This is a genomic window from Paenibacillus sp. fava2 (genome assembly GCF_058313675.1).
The window spans coordinates 653595-672295 of sequence record NZ_CM177755.1 but is presented as its reverse complement, the minus strand read 5'-3'; the positions used below and the strand labels follow the sequence as shown (position 1 = coordinate 672295).

The window sequence follows — 18701 nt, the reverse complement described above, 5'->3', positions numbered from 1 at the left end:
ATCTAAATACTGGGTGATGGAAAGACCGCGAATACGCTTTGTTCAGGAATGGGCCAAAAAGAGCCGGAAAGCCGGAATAACAAGTAGAAACGGCTTAGCCGTCCTAAACAGGACGGTAGCCGTTTCTGCGAGAAATATAAGGATGATTTATAGCGTGAAACATATAAATCCTTATATTTACAAAAAAACAGCCCCCTCATCCCTGAAGGAGCTGTCATGCTGTTCTATTAAATGGGGTTGTTCTTAGCCTGCGCTGCCGAAGAATACATAACGCATAACAATCAGAACTGCCAGTACCCACATCATCCAGTGGATATCATATTTCTTTTTGCCGGCAATGTTGGCTACACAAGCCAGGATTACATAAGTAACGATACCGAACGAGATTCCGTTAGCGATGTTGTAAGTAAACGGCATAATCGCAAAGGTCAGGAAGGCCGGAATAGCGTAAACCATATCCTGAAAATCAATTTCGCGGATCGACTGGGCCATAAGGACACCGACAACGATCAGAGCAGCAGCAGTAGCCGAACCTGGAATCAGGGCAACTACCGGAGCCAGGAACAATGCAAGCAGGAAGCAAACACCGGTTGTTACGGCAGTAAGACCTGTACGTCCGCCTTCAGCAACACCCGCAGCACTTTCTACATAAGCAGTAGTAGTGGAAGTACCGAGCATTGCACCGCCTGTTACAGCAATCGCATCTACGAACATTGCGTTACCGACACGTCTCTTGCCTTCTTCTTTGTTCTTCATAATACCTGCACGCTCAGCAGTACCTACCAGTGTGCCGAAAGTATCAAACAGCTCTACGAAAGTAAAGGTGGCGATTGCGGATACGATACCGGTATGCATGATGCCGTCCCAGTCAAATTCCATGAAGTTCAGCTGGGTGAAATCCGGAACCCAAGGGGTTTGCGGGCTGCTCAGGGAACCAAAATCAACGGCACCCATCAGAATAGCTACAAGCGTTGTACCAAGAATACCGAACAGAATTGCGCCGCGTACCTGCAGCACCATCAGAATAGCGATCAGCAGAAGGCCGATAATAACGAGCTGGACATTGGTGTTTTCCAGGCTGCCCATATGAATGACTGTCTCGAAGGACAGAACGTCTGTAAATTTATTAGCAGGAATGTCGCTGCCGGCTTCAACGCCGATTGTCATCAGTCCGCTGTTCTTGAGACCGATAATCGTGATGAACATCCCGATACCAACTGTAATGGCATGCTTGAGGCTGTCCGGAATTGCAGTAAGCAATATCTGCCGGACTCTGGTAACCGTAAGGAGAATGAAGATCAGACCGGAAATGAATACGGCGGTCAGACCCATCTGCCAGGTGAACGGGTGATCAGTAGTCTGTGAAGCGAGTACTACGGAAGCAAAGTATGCATTAAGGCCCATACCAGGTGCCAGCGCAACCGGGAAGTTAATGAACAAACCCATGGCAATTGTGAAAATACCTGCTGCCAGCGCTGTTGCCAGGAATACGGAATACCAGCCCATGTCGATGCGGCCAAAAGCAGTCAGCGTACCCGGGTTAACCGACAGGATGTAGGCCATTGCCATAAAGGTAGTAATACCGGCCATGATCTCTGTACGTACGGTAGTGCCGTTTTCTTTCAATTTGAAAAAGCGGTTCAATTGTTTCTCCCCCTAAGGTGTATGTTGTGTATGAGCCCACAGAAAAGCCGGCATCTGATCGACACCGGCCCGAAAAAAGAGAAGGTCCCTCATCTCCCTCCAGCTCACAGCCGAAGGTTCTTATGGAATCGCTCTTTTTAATCGTAGCCAGGTCATTACGGTGACCTCGTAGAAACTTCCAGGCCGATTCCCGGAATTATACGAATAATTTTGTTGCTCAACGCTTTTATATTTTAGGTGTAACTCACATGACTTGTCAATGGTAAATACGAACATTGGACGTAATGTTTTCGTTATTGTTCGTAAATGAGGCGTTTTTATGAATGTAGTACAAGGTGAAGGCCGCTTTTTTTCTGACGCCTAAATTAGCTTTCCCTTTTCTTTTGTCATATATAATTGACATTCCGAAAAAATGCAGCTAAGATGACAATACAAATTAAGTCACATATATATGACTTTCAAGGAGGGGCTTATGAACAGGGTTGCAGAATACAGAAAGCTGTCAGGCTTGTCACAGCTTGCCCTGTCAAAAGAGATTGGAGTCGCCCGGCAGACGGTCAACCTGATTGAAAATGACAAGTACAATCCCTCACTGGATTTATGCATTAAGCTGGCCAAGGCTCTGGACACTGATCTGAACACACTTTTTTGGGAGGTTAATCATCATGCTGAGTAATTTGGAGAAAAGAATGCTGAAGCCCTTTATCGGCTATCTGGACGAGAGGGATGAGTATCAGCAGGGGGAAATTTATAAGATACTTGCCGGTGCCTGTATGTATGCTTTTTACTTGACAACCGCTCTTATGCTGATCAGTTTGATTGTCGATACGATAAACCGCACCTTTACCTTTGGCACTATTGCTTTATTTATAGTGAATCAGCTCGTATCCTACTATATCCTGTTCAGACTCCGAAAAACCGGAATTGCAGAAACCGAGTATGACATTGAAGCAGATTATAAGAAAACCATCTCAACATTGCGGAAAAAATTCACCCTTGCAGGTATCCAGTGGGGCTTTACCATGTTAATCCTAATGGAGTTCCTGTTTCCGGCTTTGGCCGGGGAAGAGCTCGAAATCCATTGGTTCTCCCTTCTTATCTGGTTTATCGGCGGTGCAGCCTTTGGTGCCGTTACCTACTTTTTTCAAAAAAGAAATGTTAAAAAAATAAGCTAGCACAGCCCGGAAATACATACATACATACTTGTTACGAGTAAAATATCAGGACAAACTCCTCAACATAGAAGAAAGTATTCCTGAACGGATTGAAGATCAATTAGATATAGTAATTGCAAAAATAGTTGCTGCTGTGTCGTTATAAATCTTCAAGTAAACTTTAAAAAAAAGCTGAAAACCCAATGAATATGGGCTTTCAGCTTTTTTTGATCTATTCCCACTCAATCGTTGCTGGTGGCTTGGAGGTTACGTCGTAGACGATACGGTTAACGTTGTCGACTTCGTTGACGATGCGGACGGAGATTTTCTCGAGCACATCCCATGGGATACGGGCCCAGTCTGCAGTCATTCCGTCGATGGAAGTAACGGCACGGATACCAACGGTATAGGAATAAGTACGCTCATCCCCCATAACACCCACGCTCTTCATGTTCGGAAGTGCCGTGAAATACTGCCAGATTTCGCGGTCCAGACCGGCTTTGGCGATTTCCTCGCGCAGAATGTAGTCGGAATCACGAACGATCTGCAACTTCTCTTCTGTAACTTCACCCAGTACACGGATCGCAAGTCCCGGACCCGGGAACGGCTGGCGCCATACAATCGCGTGAGGCATGCCCAGCTCTTCACCCAGCTTGCGGACTTCATCCTTGAACAGGGTATTTAGCGGCTCGATCAGGCTGAACTTCATGTCTTCCGGCAGACCTCCGACATTGTGATGCGACTTGATGGTCTGCGCAGTCGCAGTTCCGCTCTCTACGATGTCCGTATACAGCGTACCTTGAGCCAGGAAGGCGAAGTCGCCCAGCTTGGCCGATTCTTCGTCGAAGCAATAGATGAATTCGTTGCCGATGATCTTGCGCTTCTGTTCAGGATCGGATACGCCGGCCAGCTTGCCGAGGAAGCGGTCGCGGGCATCAATTTTGATTACGTTAATATCAAATTTGCCGACAAAGGTTTCCATTACGCTCTCAGCTTCACCTTTACGGAGCAGACCGTGGTCGATAAACATACAGGTCAGCTGATCGCCGATAGCGCGGTGAATCAGCATGGCTACAACAGAGGAATCTACACCGCCGCTAAGTGCGCACAGTACTTTTTTGTCACCGACTTTATCCTGGATATCCTTAATGGCATCCTCGATGAAGGACTCCATCGTCCAGTTGCCTTCACAGCCGCACACCTCATACAGGAAGTTAGAAATCATCTCGTTGCCGTTCACGGAGTGGCGCACTTCCGGGTGGAACTGTACCGCGTAGAACTTTTTCTCGTCATAGCTCATTGCCGCGATCGGAGCACTCTCGGTACCGGCATCCAGCTTGAAGCCGCCCGGAAGCTCAACTACATGGTCACCGTGGCTCATCCATACGGTCTGGCTGCCGTCAAGACCTGCGGCAAGCACCGATCCAGGCTGGAAGTCTACGTCTGCTTTGCCGTATTCACGCTTGGCTGCACGTTCTACTTTTCCGCCCTGCTGATGTGCCATCAGCTGCATGCCGTAGCAAATCCCGAAAATCGGCAGGCCCAGCTCGTATACAGCCGGATCTACATGCGGAGCATCCTCAGCATATACACTGCTTGGACCACCGGAGAAAACAATCCCCTTAGGTGAAAGTGCCTTAATCTTCTCTACTGGTGTATTGTACGGCAGAAGCTCGCTGTATACCCCCAGGTCCCGGATTCTGCGCGCGATAAGTTGGTTATACTGTCCTCCAAAATCGAGAACGACGATCATTTCATTTGGCTTGTTCATTACGTGCCTCCCTTGATTATTGGATTCATTATACTCATGGTTAATTCTCACCGTCAAGGAAAGGAGGACAGGCAATTTAAGTGCTTTTGGGCGGTAAAGTCCAGCAGCAGCAAGGAGATTTAACAGAATGGAAAAACCGCCGTCCCCTGCTGGTAAAGCTGTCCAGACACGCCCCCCCCCAACGCCCGCAGGCAAAAGGCCGCCGCTGCAGATTACGCCAGCCGGAAAGTAATGACCAGACACCGGCTGATAAAATCAGCAGCTTCTTCGTCCTGCGGCGCAGAAGGATCGGGAGCATGCAGGCTTTCGCATACCGGATCGTTACCCGGTAAGGCGGCGGAGCGTGTTAGCGAGCTGCGGTACGCCGGCGCAGCGGATAACGCGGAACCCGGACACTGGGCATCAGGGGATGCGGTGTCGGGAGGCGCAGCGGCGCTGTATGCCAGAGCTTCCCACTGGCATACAAACTGCCGGACCGCGGCGCGCAGCCGCGTGTCCTCTATGGCCAGGGAGGCGGCGTACTCCCTGGCCGTCACCCCCGGCGGCGGCGCCCCGTACCGCGCCGCCAGGCCCCGCCAGGCCAGCGCGGCTGCGCGCAGCTGCCGCTCCCGGCCCCTGCTGCCGCGGCGCAGCGCCGGCAGCAGGGCCAGGCTCCGCCGCCAGCGCCAGGCGGCGGCGAGCAGCAGCGCCGCCGCGGCAGCGGGCGGCGCCGGGGTCCCGCCCGCCTGCGGCAGGGCGGGCAGCCCGTCCGCGATGCTGCGCGCGGACGCAGGGTCCTTCTGCGGCGCGGGGGCCAGCGCCGCTGCAGCTGCCGCCGCCGGGCCTGCGGCGGCGAAGGACGCCCCCGGCGTAGGGTCGAAGGGGACCCAGCCCGCGCCGGGGAAGTACACTTCGACCCAGGCATGGGCATCCGCCTGGGTAATAAGAAAGCGCCCGCGCTCAGAAGTGCCGGGCCCGTAGCCCTGCACATAGCGGGCCGGAATGCCGCTGCTGCGCAGCAGGACCGTCATCGCCGAAGCAAAATGGACGCAGTAGCCCTGCCTGGCAGTGAACAGGAAATCATCCACGAAATCTGCCTCTGCCGGCGGAATCCGGGTATCCAGCGTGTAGGGATAGCTGCTGCTAAGGTAGCTGCGGACCGCTTCGGCGGCATCATACCGGTTCTCCGCTCCGGACGTAAGCTCTGCAGCAAGTGCGGTGACCCGTCCGGGAAGATTTGCCGGAAGTTGCAGATATTGACCGGTGATATCCTGCGGATCCTGGTCATTCAGCCCGCGCAGCACTGCGGGATCACTCTCCGGCAGCAACGATTGAACCTCATAGGCTGTGATTGCGGCTGAGCCGGCAGTTACGGGCAGACGGAAGCGGTCCTTCTCCGGATTCGTCAGCACATAACCAAGCCTGCTTCCATCCGTCAGGTCCACCTGCCCGACATCAGCTACCATGCCTGCACTGAACAGCGGCTGGCCGCCCGATACAGGATCGGCAAGCTTAATCTGCTGAGCCAGTGTCCGGCGGCCGGATGAATCCGCAGCCAACGCAGCAGCCATTTCGTCCGAAGGAAGAGCCGTCAGATTAAGCGGCTCATACATAATGCCCTCCCGGATCCAGCGGCGCCCGTCGTAATAGGCCATGCTTTCCCCCCGCCAGTATACCGGACCGCTGACGGTTGCTGTAAAAACAGGTGCCGTGCCTGGAGTCAGCGGCGCTCCAAGCTCACCCTCACCGGTCCCATACCCGGTGGTTCCCGTAGCGCCGGCGGAAGACGGTTCCTTCCCTGTACGGCTTGAAATTCCGCTTTCGGCCCAATGCTTCAGCTGCTCCATCACCGGCTGCAGCGTTACGGGTGTAGCCGGACGAGGCCCGTACAGCTGCCCGCCCGCCCAGGCTGCTGCTGCCAGCAGGGTAGCCGCGAGCAGTGTAAAGCCTGCCCAGCTGTAATACGGCAGCCTTCTCTGAGCCGTCTGCTCCCTGAGCTGCTGCAGGCCGGCCAGCCCCCGCATCCAGAGCGTCAGCACGGCGGCCGCTACTATACTTCCTGTTGTATTAATACCAAAAATAATATCAAGCACAATGAGATAGCCTGCAGTTACAGCTGTAAACAGAGTGGTGGTCCCTCGGTACAGCGCCAGCTGCTGTACCGAGGCAACCAGCAGGCCCCAGCCCAGAACCAGAATAAGCAGGCGGCTGTCCTCGCTCAGCTCCGACACTCTGCCGGTAAACATCCGTGCAGCATCCCCGGGAATCCCTGCCGCATAAGCTCCAAGCCAGTGCGGGCCTTCATTTCTGTCGCAGGCAATGTACCAGGTCAGGGCAATCAGGACAAATTGTAGACAGAATTGCAGCACGGCGGGAACGCGGAAGCTGCCCCACAGGAGCAGCACTCCTGCCGCAAGCATCAGCAGCTCCAGAAGCTCCACTGTATCCGCTGCCGGTACGGACTGATGCAGCGGCATCAGCCAGCTGATGAACATGCCCATAATAGCCAAAGAGAACAGCAGACGGTAGTACAGAGGATTGCTGTCTCCGTTACCGTTCTGGCTGTTCTCGGTTGGTTGTATATCCGGGCGGTGTGCGGAGGCAGACACCGCCCTCAGGCTTTGCCCGTCTCCGCCGAAGCCGGGAGGGGAAGGCGTGGTGATCCCGGTACCACTCTGCAGCGGACTACCCCAGTGTGGGTTTTCCCGGAAATTCATGTGCCTCCCCCTCCTTCTTCCATTCAGGCACAGCCGTTTGATCCAGACAGTACAGCCTTGCTCCCAGCCGGGCCAGGCTGCCGCTGATGGTCCCTGCCGCATACGGCTTGTAGCCTCCTGCCCGCTGCCCCGCTGAGGCCTGGTTTTTCAGAGCTCCCGCGGCTGCGCTTTCAGACTGCGGGGCAGGCTGATCCCATACATAGTACAGTTCCACCTTCACGCCCTGCACCAGAAACCGGGCAAGCGTCCGGGCCGCTTCCTCCTCCAGCCGTCCGGTAATGACAGCCACTGTCATGCCGGGAATCCAGTGCTGCGATGCATCCTCCAGCAGCCGGCTGAGACTCCGTGTTCCGCCGGGCGTAATTTCAGTAAGCATATCCTGTACCCTGCCGGGGATTTTGCCCAGTCCCTCATGTCTGGCCATCCCTTCAGGCCAGCCTCCGGTAAACAGCTGGACATAGCCTCCTCTGCGCTCAGCGGAGAGCAGCAGTCCCATCGCTGCAGAGACCGCCCGCTCAAAGGCCGGATTTACCTTATCCCGCTGGCTGCGCGGCGACAAGGCGCTGAAGGGAATCTCATAATCCTCCGGACAGTTGGCCAGCACTATACAGGACATCCCCCCCTCTTCCTTCTCCGGCACCCGGCTCTGCAGCGTCCCCTTGCTGGCGCTGCTCTTCCAGTGGATCCGGTTCAGCGGATCACCCGGTACATAATGGCGGATATCCGCAGCCTCCCCGCCGCTGCTTCCCCGTTTCAGCAGCATTTCCCCGTTCTTGCGGCTGCTCTCCGGCAGACCCGCACCGGTATAGAGCGGTTTGGGAAGCACCTTAAGGCTCTCCCGGGCTTCAAGCCGGCTCTCCCCGGTGAACAGCCCTGCCGGATCTCCCCAGCTTACACGGCTGCCGTACAGCCGGTGAATCCCCCGGGGTACCTCGCTAAGCCTGTAAGAATACCGGAAGGAACGCCGGAAGCCGGGGAACAGCAGCTCCCGGTGCCAGCCCCCTCCCCAATAATCGGTTATGATCATCCAGGGAACCGGAAGCCGGGTCGCGAAGCTGACCTGCACGTCGACAAGCAGGCTGTCCCCGGCTACCGGACGGCCCGGGGTGATGCTGCGTGTGATTCTGAACCGCCGCGGCCCGAAGGCCTGCAGCAGGAGCCCCCCGCCCATCAGCAGTCCGCTGGCGATCAGCAGAAACAGCAGCGAGGCTCCACCCCGCCAAACATATAAGACTCCGAGAACAAGGGTAACTGCCAGCATCCGGAGCCACTCCGCAGCAATGCTGCGGCTCCGGCGGAACAACAGTCCCTGGACGTCAGATGAACGCTTTTCGGGCGTTTGCTCCATTAGTGATGAAGAGGACAATCGGCACCCTTCCTTTGTGGTCATAGACTAGCTCTGGTGTATGCCGCAGTGCGGCACACAAGAGCCTACTATTGTCTATTCTTCCCACGTAAAAGGGTGCCCAAACCCCCGATCTCTTTTCGACAATAAGGGGTGTTATTTTCATTTTCAAATGTTCAAAGCGCCTTTACCCGCCGTTCCTCTGCCGTTACGTTAACCTCCAGCAGCGGATGGCCCGCCTCCTCAAGCAGATCACGCAGCGGAAGCCACAGGGCAGAGCCGATCAGCTCTATATCCGAGCTCCTGGTTATAAGAGTCCCTCCATCCGTAGTTAGGGTAAGGCGCTTATTCCGGGCATCCGCATTCACCTCACGGCCGTTCCAGTACACGCTGCCGCTCCGGCTGACCGTATCCCAGCCGACCCGCCCTCCTAACCGCTCAATTACCGCCCTTAGCGGAACTATATATTGGCCGTTACTGATTCTGAATTCCCCCGGGTCCAGCTTCGCTTCCAGTTTGCCCACTTCCAGTATGAGCGGCTTGCCCGGCCCGAACAGTCCTGCATTCGGTACAATATTCGAGGCGATCCAGGCCGCAGACGGTTTGGTCCGCCCTGCCGCTGCCGCAGCAGCTGACACTCTGAACTGTACCGGCTCCTGGTCTGCATCCAGTACACCGAAGCTGTAACCTGCTGCCTTATACCGGGCAATAATTTCCGGCAGCGCCTTGGCGCTCTCCGCATGGCCTGCCCCGTCATGGAGCAGCAGAATAATCCGTGAGCCCTGCAGCGATACTGACTCCTGCAGGATTTCCGCCGCCGGTACACCCTTTCTTTTGGAATCCCCGCTGTCCACGGTCCAGTCCATAACCGTGTATCCTGCTTCTTTTAACAGCTCGAAATAAGTAGCGTCAAAATGCCCGTATGTACCGCCCGGTGCGCGTACCAGCTGAGGCCGGATGCCTGTTATTTCCCGCACTACCTCTTCAGTCTGTTTGATCTGGCTCCAGAATTCCGTGAATCCGCTATATAAATCATGGTAATTATGATTATAGGTATGATTGCCGATGACATGCCCCTGCTCCCAGATGGCATTGATCAGTTCTGGATGACTTTTGGCCTGCTGCCCCAGTACAAAAAAAGTCGCCTTTACATCCTGCTTCCGCAGAATCTCCAGCACAGCCGGTGTGACATTGCTGGGGCCGTCATCAAAGGTGAGGTAGACCGTTTTCTGCCCTGTCTTTTTATTGATCTTCTGTACCGCGGCTGCGGCAGTCCCCTTCTGCTGTGCCGAAGTAACCGGCTCTATACCTGAGGCTTGTACCATCCGGTCTGTATTCATATTTGTACGATTCTGACGGAGTACAGCCGGAGCGCTCAAATCTTGCGTCACGGCAGCCGGAAGATTATTCTTAGAGAGAACAGATACGGCAACACCGGCCTGCATAGGGACAGACTTCCGGTCAGGGAAGGATTGTACGCCCCAACCGGTCAAAACAAATAGTACAACAGCCATAGCAAGCAACCCGCGGATGGCCATCCGGCGGATCAGGGTTCTTTTGCTACCGTTCATCTTCTCTACCTCCAGCATTCTATTGGCTTGACACCTGGTTGGTAGATTGTATGAAGACAAGCATCGAAATAGAATTAGGCGCGCTGCCTTTGGAGAGTGACTTTATTATGGAAATGCTGAAGTGGATACAGGAGCTGTTCGCCAATTATGGCTATAATGTGCTGTTCTTTGGGCTTTTGCTGGAATTTGTGGCACTGCCTTTTCCGGGGGAAACCACAATGGCCTTCGCCGGGTTCCTCTCTTATACCGGAAGGCTCGATTTTCTGACTCTGGTTGTTGTCGCTTTTGCAGGGACGACTGCAGGCATGACAATCACTTATTTTATCGGGCTAAAAGCAGGGCTTCCCTTCATCCAGCGATACGGTAAATGGTTCCTGTTCTCGCCGGCCAAACTGGATAAAACACAGCGCTGGTTCGAGCGTTACGGGAGCTTCCTGATTTCCATCGGATATTTTATTCCCGGCGTCCGGCATTTTACCGGCTACTTTGCCGGCATTATCGCCCTGCCCTTCCGGAAGTTCGCTTTGTACGCCTACGGCGGGGCCCTGATCTGGGTCATCCTGTTTCTCGGTATCGGAAAAGTGTTCGGCCCGCAGTGGATGGGCATCTTCCACCTGTTCGAGCTGTACGCACTCTGGATTGTCTCCGGTGTTGCAGCCCTTGCCGCTCTGATTATCCTGATTCGCTACCGGCGTATCCTGACTGTCCGGGTATTGCGGCGCAGTCCTGAGCTTGAACGGAAGACCAAGCTGAAAGAAACATCCAAGGAGCGCTAAATCACACTTTGTATAAAAAAACAGCCCTGCTCCGGAAAATTCCCGTTATACGCAGCGGCTGTTGGCCTGCACGCACTGTTCCTCGTTGAAAGGTTCCCCCTTCTCACCCTTCATCTGCTCTCCCTCTTCTATCGGTAACGCCAACGGCAATGCCCATTCTTGCACGCAAGGCGGCATATCCGGCCAGCAGCAGCGCGATGACTGCGAATCCGGCTCCGCCCGCAAAGCCGAGCATTCTTGGCTCCACATAATCCAGCATCCAGCCTGCCCCGAGCATGGACAGGCCCAGCAGCGTGCCGCTGGCGGCAGACAGCATGCCAAAAACAACCGGCTGCAGCCGGGGCGGCGTTTCGCGCATGACTAATGTATCCAGGCAGGCATTTCCGGCGCCGCCGGCCAGAGCGAGCAGGATGTACAGGAAAAATGCCTGCAGGAAACTCCCGCTGCTGCTGATGGCCATCAGCAGGATTCCCTCCAGCAGAAGTCCGGTGAGCGCTGCTGCCAGCAGCCGCCTTTTCAGCAGCCTTCCCGCGAAATAGCTGAGGCTCAGCCCAATTCCAAGCGCTGCATAGAATGCGCCCACTCCGGCATCCCCGGCATGAAACTCCTGCACCGCATATACACTGATCAGCACATTATCCCACCCGTTGATCACCGGCACCAGAAGCTCATAGGCGATTACAATCTGCAGCGCCAGACTGCCCCGGGCCACAAATTTAAGGGTCTGCAGACGGCCTTTGTCAGTCTGCTCTCCCTTCACAGACTCACCATCCGCTCCTCTTTCTCCGTCCGCAGACTCTACGGCAGCCTCAAGCCTGTTGCGTGTTGCCCTGCCCGCCGCCTCAGGCTGCGGAAACGAAATTCCCCACAGGAGCACAGCCGCTGCCAGGAAGGACAGTGCATTCATGACAAAAGCCATATCGGGTCCGAACCATAGTGATACCACACCGCCGATAAAGGCGCCGAGGATCAGTACGCTGCCGTTCATCAGCTGCTCCAGACTGTTTATCTTCAGCAGCGCGGAGGCATCCGCGAGCAGCGGAATGGAGGATTTGCGTACAGGACTGTATACTGCCTCTCCGGCAGCCATAATAAAACTTCCGGCATACAGCAGCCACAGCCTATCTTCCCCGTCCACCAGCAGAAAAGACAGTGCGACCGGTACACGCAGCAGATCTACGGCAATCATAATTGCCTTGCGCGGCAGCCTGGCTGCCAGCAATCCCCCCAGAGGGGCCATAAACAAATAAGGCAGCACTCTGACTCCAAGCGAGATTCCTACAGCCATTCCTGATCCCGTCAGCTGCAGGACGAGCGCTAGCATTGCTACACTGCTGAAACGGTCACCGATTCCGTTGACCAGCCCGGCAGCAAATAATCTGGAGTAGCCCTTCAGCTGCCACAGGCCCGGACCGGCAATCCTTATGTTCATTGCAAACCCCCGCAATCTAATTAATATAATATCTAATTAGATATTAATCGAATGTGCTGGCGATGGCAATGCCTTCTTTTCTTTCCCCTGCGCAAAATATAAAATGATTGTTGACCGCTATGCCGGAATTAATTTATTGATAAGAGGTGTCCTTCCGTGAAAATTGACCGCCTGCTCTCCATCGTGATCCTTCTGATTAACCGTCCCCTGATCCAGGCCAAGGAGCTTGCTGATATGTTCGAGGTATCCGTGCGCACCATCTACCGTGATATTGAAAGCATTAACGGAGCCGGAATCCCGGTCGTAACATACCAGGGTGCAGGCGGCGGAATCGGATTAATGGAAGGGTACCGGCTTGACCGCAACCTGCTGACCGAGCATGAGCTGGCTGATATTTTTACCGCACTTCAGAGCGTGTCCTCCTATGGCGGGGGTGAGCATTCGCTGCTCATGGAAAAAATCAGCAGTGTCATCCCCCCCTCCCAATCCGCCGCCTTCCGCAGCAAAACCGCCCAGCTGGTTGTCGATTTCTCCCCCTGGGGAATGCAGGGGCCGCTGGAGGAACGGCTGACGCTGCTCAAGGAGGCGCTGGAGGAAGCGGCAGCTGTCACTTTCGAATATGTTGCTGCCAGCGGTGCAGTAAGCCAGCGCTCGGTAGAGCCTTACACACTGGTGCTCAAAGGCCAGTCGTGGTACTTGTATGGCTTCTGCACGGAGCGCGGCGATTTCAGGCTGTTCAAGCTGCTCCGCATGAAATCACTGGTCAAGGAGGAGCGCAGGTATGTCCGTCAGGACATTCCTGTGAAGGAGCTGCCCTGGAGCAGCGGCTGGGCTGACCCTTCAGGCACAACGCCGGTTGTGCTGTATTTTCCGGCTGCAGGCAGGCATCTTGCGGAAGACTATTTTGACTGCAGCGAGCTGCATCCGGACGGAGACGGCGGCTATACAGTGACCATCTATTACCCTGAGGATAATTGGCTCTACGGCTTCCTTCTCGGCTTTGGGCCCTTAGCCGAAGTGCTGGAGCCGGAGCATATCCGGCGCAGACTGGGCGAAATAGCCGCCGGCATTGCCGCTGTCTATAATTCCCCCTCACAGCCCGCAAGATCACCGACTTGATGACTGTTTTCATTTATAATTCAGGTAGGCAGGATCTTTTGGGAAAGAGGTGGTGAAGTTGAATCTTGAGCAGCGGAAAATGTGGAATGTGAAGCACAAGGCGCTAACGGAAATGCTCGCCCGGCCTGATCAGCACCCTGGGGCTGTGGAGTTATTTCTGGAACAGCACCGCTGGCTGTATGCCTCGGGAGCTGAGTCTTCCGGGCAAACGACTTATGAGGATGAAATTTTAAGCGGCCTCACAGAGCAGACCTTCCGCAATTATCCGGTACATACACCAGCCAGCAGGAACTCTATCGCCTGGCATCTGTGGCACGCTGCGCGGATTGAAGACATCACGATGAATATTCTCGTCGCAGGCCGGGAGCAGGTGCTGCACAGCGGAGGATTTGCGGAGATACTGAATACGCGTTTCATCCATTCGGGCAACGGGATGGATGAGGCAGAGATTGCCGAACTGAGTGCGGATCTGTCTTTTGGGGCATTAAAAGACTACAGGCTGGCCGTTGCCGGACGGACCCGTTCCATTATTTCCGGACTAAGCGCTGCCGGGCTGAAGACTAAAGTAGAGGCATCACGGCTTAGACAGGTCAGTGATCAGGAGGCTGTCAAAGCTTCAGAGCAGTGGCTGCTTGATTACTGGGGCGGCAAAAGCGCAGCCGGTCTGGTGCTGATGCCGGCCACCAGGCATAACTTCCTGCATCTGAACAAGGCGATGAAGGCTAAGCTGAAGCTGCAGAAGCAGCCGATTTCCCCGTAGAGTGAAACGGCAGCACAAGAAGCGGGGCAGGGAATCTTCCTGCTCCGCTTCTTGTGTAATTTTGTTGAGCCCTTAGCTTCCTAAAGAACCGGCTCATATCCCGCTGCTGAAGGTTCCCAGCTTAACCGGCTTACCCAGACGGCCGGCCGCCTGTCTGGCCTTCGTACCGCCAGCCAGCTCACTTGCTATGGACATCATCAGCTTGATCCGGTTCGCCTGGTTCACTACACTGACCCCGGCATCATAATCAATCGCCGCAATATTCGCTCCCGGGTACAGCTCCTTCAGCCCTTTGATGGTGCCGCGGCCGGTGATATGATTCGGCAGGCAGGCAAACGGCTGAATGCAGACGATGTTGTTCACCCCGTTGTCCAGCAGATCCATCATCTCCGCCGTCAGGAACCAGCCCTCGCCCATCTGGTTGCCGACCGATACAAGCCGGCTTGCCTTCTCGGCCAGCCCGTAAATATTCTCGCGGCTCTTCGCGAGGCCCGCCTCCTCCAGCGCCACCTTCACCGGCCTGCGGTAAATCTCCAGATAAGAGATCAGCATCGGGTTGATATAGCCGAGCTTCTTGCTCTTCCCGAACTGCTCCGCCTTGTAAATCGGATTGTAGATGCAGTAGAAAATAAAGTCCAGGAAGTCCGGCATCACCGCTTCGCCGCCCTCCGCCTCAATCATGTCAATGATCCGGTTGTTGGCATCCGGATGGAACTTGATCAGAATTTCGCCGACAATGCCCACCTTCGGCTTCTCGTAATCATGCACCGGCAGGCTGCAGAACTCTGCGACAATCTCCTTGACCAGCCGTTTATATTCCCGGAAGGAGAAGGCCGACAGGCTGCTCTTGCAGCGCTCCATGCCCTTGCGGTATAGCGCTTCGGCGCTGCCCGGAATCTGCTCGTACGGCCGGAACCGGTGCAGCAGCCGCATCATCAGATCGCCGTAGCAGGCTGCGGCTACAAGCCGGTTAGCCAGCTTGAGGCTGATCTTGAAGCCGGGCTGGTTTTCCATGCCCGAAGCATTCAGCGAGATGACCGGAATATGACCCAGCCCCGAGTCCTTCAGCGCCTTGCGCAGCAGCGAAATATAATTCGTTGCCCGGCAGCCGCCGCCTGTCTGTGACATGATGACCGCTGTGCGGTTCAGGTCATAATCACCGCCTTTAAGAGCGGACAGAATTTGCCCGATGGTGACAATGGCCGGATAGCAGGCGTCATTGTTCACATAACGGAGCCCTTCCTCCGTCTCCTGCGGTCCGGTAGTCTCCAGTATCTTGAGCCGGTAACCGGCATGGCGGAAGACGCGTTCAAACAGTTCAAAGTGCACCGGTGACATTTGCGGCGACAGAATGGTATAGGTATCCTTCATTTCTTTGGTAAAGGTGATATTGGCCTGGGTTTTGTACATGAGCTGCGGCAGCACTTCGCTCTTCTCGCGTTCGCGCATTGCAGCCAGCAGCGAACGCAGCCGGATGCGGGCTGCCCCCAGGTTGCTGATCTCATCGATCTTGATCAGTGTATACACCTTGTTGTGCCGCTCCATGATCTCCTGCACGGCATCGCAGGTAATCGCATCGATGCCGCAGCCGAAGGAGGTCAGCTGGACCAGCTCAAGATCCTTCCGGGCCGAGGCCAGCCGGGCGGCCCGGTACATCCGGGCATGATAGGTCCATTGATTAACCACCGCCACGTCGCCTTCGCTGCGGTCCAGATGGCAGACCGAATCCTCGGTAAGCACAGCAAGCCCCATACCGGTGATCATATCGGCGATGCCGTGGTTAATCTCCGGATCAGCGTGATAGGGATGCCCGCACAGGAGAATGCCCTTGGTCCCTGTCTCGCTGAGGAATACCAGCGTCTCCTCGCCTTTGATGCGTACATCCCTTTTGGCGTGCTCCGCTTCAGCCAGCCCCGCCTGAACAGCCGCCGCAATCTCTTCCCGCGGAATGTCGGTAAAGGTCTTCATCAGTCCTTTGGTCAGGGCATTAATATCGTCAAAGGTCAGGAACGGGCTGACCAGCGGGACACCCTTTTCCTTCAGGCTGTCCATATTGTTGCGGATGACCTCGGGATAGGAGGCGACCACCGGACAGTTGAAGTGGTTCGTCGCCGCATCGTCTTCCTTTTTCTCATAAACAACCGCCGGATAGAAGATAAAGTCTACCCCTTTGCCGACCAGGCTCTGCACATGACCATGGGCCATTTTGGCCGGATAGCAGATCGACTCGGAAGGAATGGTATCCATTCCGCTTTCGTAGAGCTTTTTGCTGGATTTGGGGGACAGGACCGTGCGGTAACGTAAACGGGTGAAAAAGGTATGCCAGAACGGGTAGTTCTCGAACATGTTCATCGTCCTTGGGAGGCCTACAACACCACGTTCTGCCTGCTCTTCAGGCAGCCCTTCATAATCAAAAAACCGTTCATACTTATACTGCATCAGATTGGGCAGCGTGTTCTTGGTCTTCTTGCCGCCTGCACCGCGTTCACAGCGGTTGCCGGTCACATGGAAGCTCTTGTCCGGGAAGCGGCTGATTGTCAGTGCGCAGTTGTTGGCGCACAATCCGCAGCGGCCCGGAGAAACCTGATAGGTAAAGGCCTCAAGCTCCTCCGGCCCGAGCAGCGAGCTCACTCCGCCGGGAACGGCCTGTTCCTTGGCCAGCAGCGCGCAGCCGTAGGCACCCATGACTCCGGCAATGTCCGGCCGCACCACTGTTCTGCCGGTCAGCATCTCAAATGCCCGCAGCACAGCCTCATTATAGAAGGTTCCGCCCTGCACAATAATATTGCGCCCCAGATCCTCGCTATTCCGGATTTTTATGACCTTTTGCAGGGCATTCTTAATCACCGAGTACGCCAGGCCGGCTGAGAGATCGGCCAGCGAAGCGCCTTCCTTCTGTACCTGCTTCACTTTGGAGTTCATGAATACGGTGCAGCGTGAGCCGAGGTTAACCGGCTTGCTTGATTCCAGTGCAGCCATGGCAAATTCGGCAATGCCCAGCTCCAGGGCGGAGGCGAAGCTCTCCAGAAAAGAGCCGCATCCCGCCGAGCAGGCCTCGTTCAGCATCAGGCTGTCGATTGCTCCTCCGCGGATCTTGATGCACTTCATATCCTGTCCGCCGATATCGAGAATGAAATCAACCTCAGGCATAAATTTAGAGGCTGCCTTATAATGGGCTACCGTCTCTACCTCACCGCCGTCTGTCCGCAGCGCAGCCTTAATCAGGCCTTCGCCGTATCCGGTCGCATATGAGCCGGCGATATAACAATCCTCCGGCAGCAGCCGGTAGATTTCCTTCAGTGCATCACTGACCGACTGCAGCGGATTACCCTTGTTGCTTCCGTAAGAGGTGTACAGTATCTGATCATCGCTGCCGGTGATAACCAGCTTGGTGGTTGTCGATCCTGCGTCGATGCCCAGGTAGCAGGGTCCGCTGTAATCCGCCAGTTCGGCACGCTTGACTGCAGCCCTGCCATGGCGCTGCCGGAATTCGGCCAGATCTCCGGCCGTCTCGAACAAAGGCGGCAGCTCGGCATCCTCGGCGCGGTCAGCCTTGAAATCGACTGCGGCGATCCGGGAAATCCAGTCTGCCAGCGGCAGAACAAGCGGCTCCGCCTTCGAGAGCGCCGAGCCGATAGCCACAAAATACTGGGAGCGCTCCGGAAACAGCACCTCCCCCTCGCTAAGCCCCAGTGTCTTCGCGAACAGCTCCCGCAGCACAGGCAGGAAGGTCAGCGGACCGCCCAAAAAAGCCACCCGGCCGCGGATCGGACGGCCACAGGCCAGACCGCTGATCGTCTGGTTCACAATGCTCTGGAAGATCGAAGCGGCGATATCCTCACGCCGCGCCCCTTCATTAAGCAGCGGCTGCACGTCACTTTTGGCGAACACCCCGCAGCGGGAAGCAATCGGATAGATCCGCTCATGCTGCTCAGCGAGCGCATTCAGGCCGCCCGGGTCCGTCTGAAGCAGCGCAGCCATCTGATCGATGAACGCCCCTGTGCCTCCTGCACAGGCAGTATTCATCCGCTGCTCGATCCCGCCGTTTAAATAAATAATCTTGGCATCCTCCCCGCCAAGTTCAATTGCCGTGTCGCACTGCGGGATCAGCTCACTGATCGCTTTAGTGCAGGCAATGACCTCCTGTACAAAGGGGATTCCGCCAAGCTTGGACAGGGACATCCCCGAGGAACCGCTTACAGCGAGTGCCGCCTTCCTGTCCGGAAACCTGTCCCGGACATCGGACAGGAGGGACAGGGCGGCTTTTTTTATATCACTGAAATGTCTGACATAGTCTTGATAAACAATGGTATTTCGTTCCATAACAACCAATTTGGCCGTAGTTGATCCGACATCAAGCCCTATACGCATCATCATGCCATCCCCTTGCCATGCCCCAAATTTGAAGTAATATGAGGCAACTATATCATGAG

12 protein-coding genes and 1 riboswitch are annotated in these 18701 nt (G+C 55.4%); of the genes, 5 read left to right on the top strand and 7 right to left on the bottom strand.

What is annotated here, in order from left to right:
- Window positions 1–243: 243 nt before the first annotated feature.
- A complete protein-coding gene (locus AC4G46_RS03095; RefSeq protein WP_491126640.1) occupies window positions 244–1644 on the bottom strand; it encodes an NCS2 family permease in 1401 nt (466 codons plus the stop codon).
- Between the two features lie 124 nt (window positions 1645–1768).
- Window positions 1769–1868: riboswitch (purine riboswitch) on the bottom strand.
- A 248-nt stretch (window positions 1869–2116) separates the two neighbouring features.
- Between AC4G46_RS03095 and AC4G46_RS03090 the strand changes: the two genes are divergently transcribed.
- The gene (locus tag AC4G46_RS03090; protein WP_090715213.1) at window positions 2117–2320 is read left to right on the top strand and encodes a helix-turn-helix transcriptional regulator; all 204 of its coding nucleotides are present in this window, start codon (window positions 2117–2119) and stop codon (window positions 2318–2320) included.
- Complete coding sequence (locus AC4G46_RS03085) at window positions 2310–2819, top strand: DUF3278 domain-containing protein (RefSeq protein ID WP_491126639.1); 510 nt, start codon at window positions 2310–2312, stop codon at window positions 2817–2819. Before AC4G46_RS03090 ends, AC4G46_RS03085 begins: the two co-directional genes overlap by 11 nt.
- A 211-nt stretch (window positions 2820–3030) precedes the next feature.
- On the opposite strand, the gene guaA is transcribed toward AC4G46_RS03085, so the two are convergent.
- The 4 genes from guaA to AC4G46_RS03065 form a co-directional block, all read right to left on the bottom strand.
- Complete coding sequence (gene guaA / locus AC4G46_RS03080; protein WP_491126638.1) at window positions 3031–4569, bottom strand: glutamine-hydrolyzing GMP synthase; 1539 nt, start codon at window positions 4567–4569, stop codon at window positions 3031–3033.
- A gap of 212 nt (window positions 4570–4781) precedes the next feature.
- Window positions 4782–7265, bottom strand: a complete 2484-nt coding sequence (locus AC4G46_RS03075; protein WP_491126637.1) for a transglutaminase domain-containing protein — start codon at window positions 7263–7265, stop codon at window positions 4782–4784.
- A complete protein-coding gene (locus tag AC4G46_RS03070; RefSeq protein ID WP_491126636.1) occupies window positions 7234–8613 on the bottom strand; it encodes a DUF58 domain-containing protein in 1380 nt (459 codons plus the stop codon). Before AC4G46_RS03070 ends, AC4G46_RS03075 begins: the two co-directional genes overlap by 32 nt.
- A gap of 173 nt (window positions 8614–8786) precedes the next feature.
- On the bottom strand, window positions 8787–10181 hold the full coding sequence (locus tag AC4G46_RS03065) for a polysaccharide deacetylase family protein (RefSeq protein WP_491126635.1): 1395 nt from the start codon (window positions 10179–10181) through the stop codon (window positions 8787–8789).
- 107 nt (window positions 10182–10288) lie between these two features.
- On the opposite strand from AC4G46_RS03065, the gene AC4G46_RS03060 reads away from it, so the two are divergent.
- On the top strand, window positions 10289–10957 hold the full coding sequence (locus AC4G46_RS03060) for a DedA family protein (RefSeq protein ID WP_491128776.1): 669 nt from the start codon (window positions 10289–10291) through the stop codon (window positions 10955–10957).
- A gap of 103 nt (window positions 10958–11060) precedes the next feature.
- Here the strand turns inward: AC4G46_RS03060 and AC4G46_RS03055 are convergent, their stop codons facing one another.
- The gene (locus tag AC4G46_RS03055; protein ID WP_491126634.1) at window positions 11061–12389 is read right to left on the bottom strand and encodes an MFS transporter; all 1329 of its coding nucleotides are present in this window, start codon (window positions 12387–12389) and stop codon (window positions 11061–11063) included.
- Between the two features lie 156 nt (window positions 12390–12545).
- Between AC4G46_RS03055 and AC4G46_RS03050 the strand changes: the two genes are divergently transcribed.
- Together AC4G46_RS03050 and AC4G46_RS03045 are read left to right on the top strand one after the other, a co-directional pair.
- The gene (locus AC4G46_RS03050; protein ID WP_491126633.1) at window positions 12546–13508 is read left to right on the top strand and encodes a helix-turn-helix transcriptional regulator; all 963 of its coding nucleotides are present in this window, start codon (window positions 12546–12548) and stop codon (window positions 13506–13508) included.
- A gap of 58 nt (window positions 13509–13566) precedes the next feature.
- Window positions 13567–14268 (top strand): DinB family protein, encoded by a 702-nt coding sequence (locus tag AC4G46_RS03045; protein ID WP_491126632.1) that lies wholly within the window; start codon window positions 13567–13569, stop codon window positions 14266–14268.
- A gap of 93 nt (window positions 14269–14361) precedes the next feature.
- Here the strand turns inward: AC4G46_RS03045 and AC4G46_RS03040 are convergent, their stop codons facing one another.
- Window positions 14362–18645: an acyl-CoA dehydratase activase-related protein gene (locus tag AC4G46_RS03040; protein ID WP_491126631.1), complete on the bottom strand. Its 4284-nt coding sequence runs from the start codon at window positions 18643–18645 to the stop codon at window positions 14362–14364.
- Between the last annotated feature and the right edge of the window lie 56 nt (window positions 18646–18701).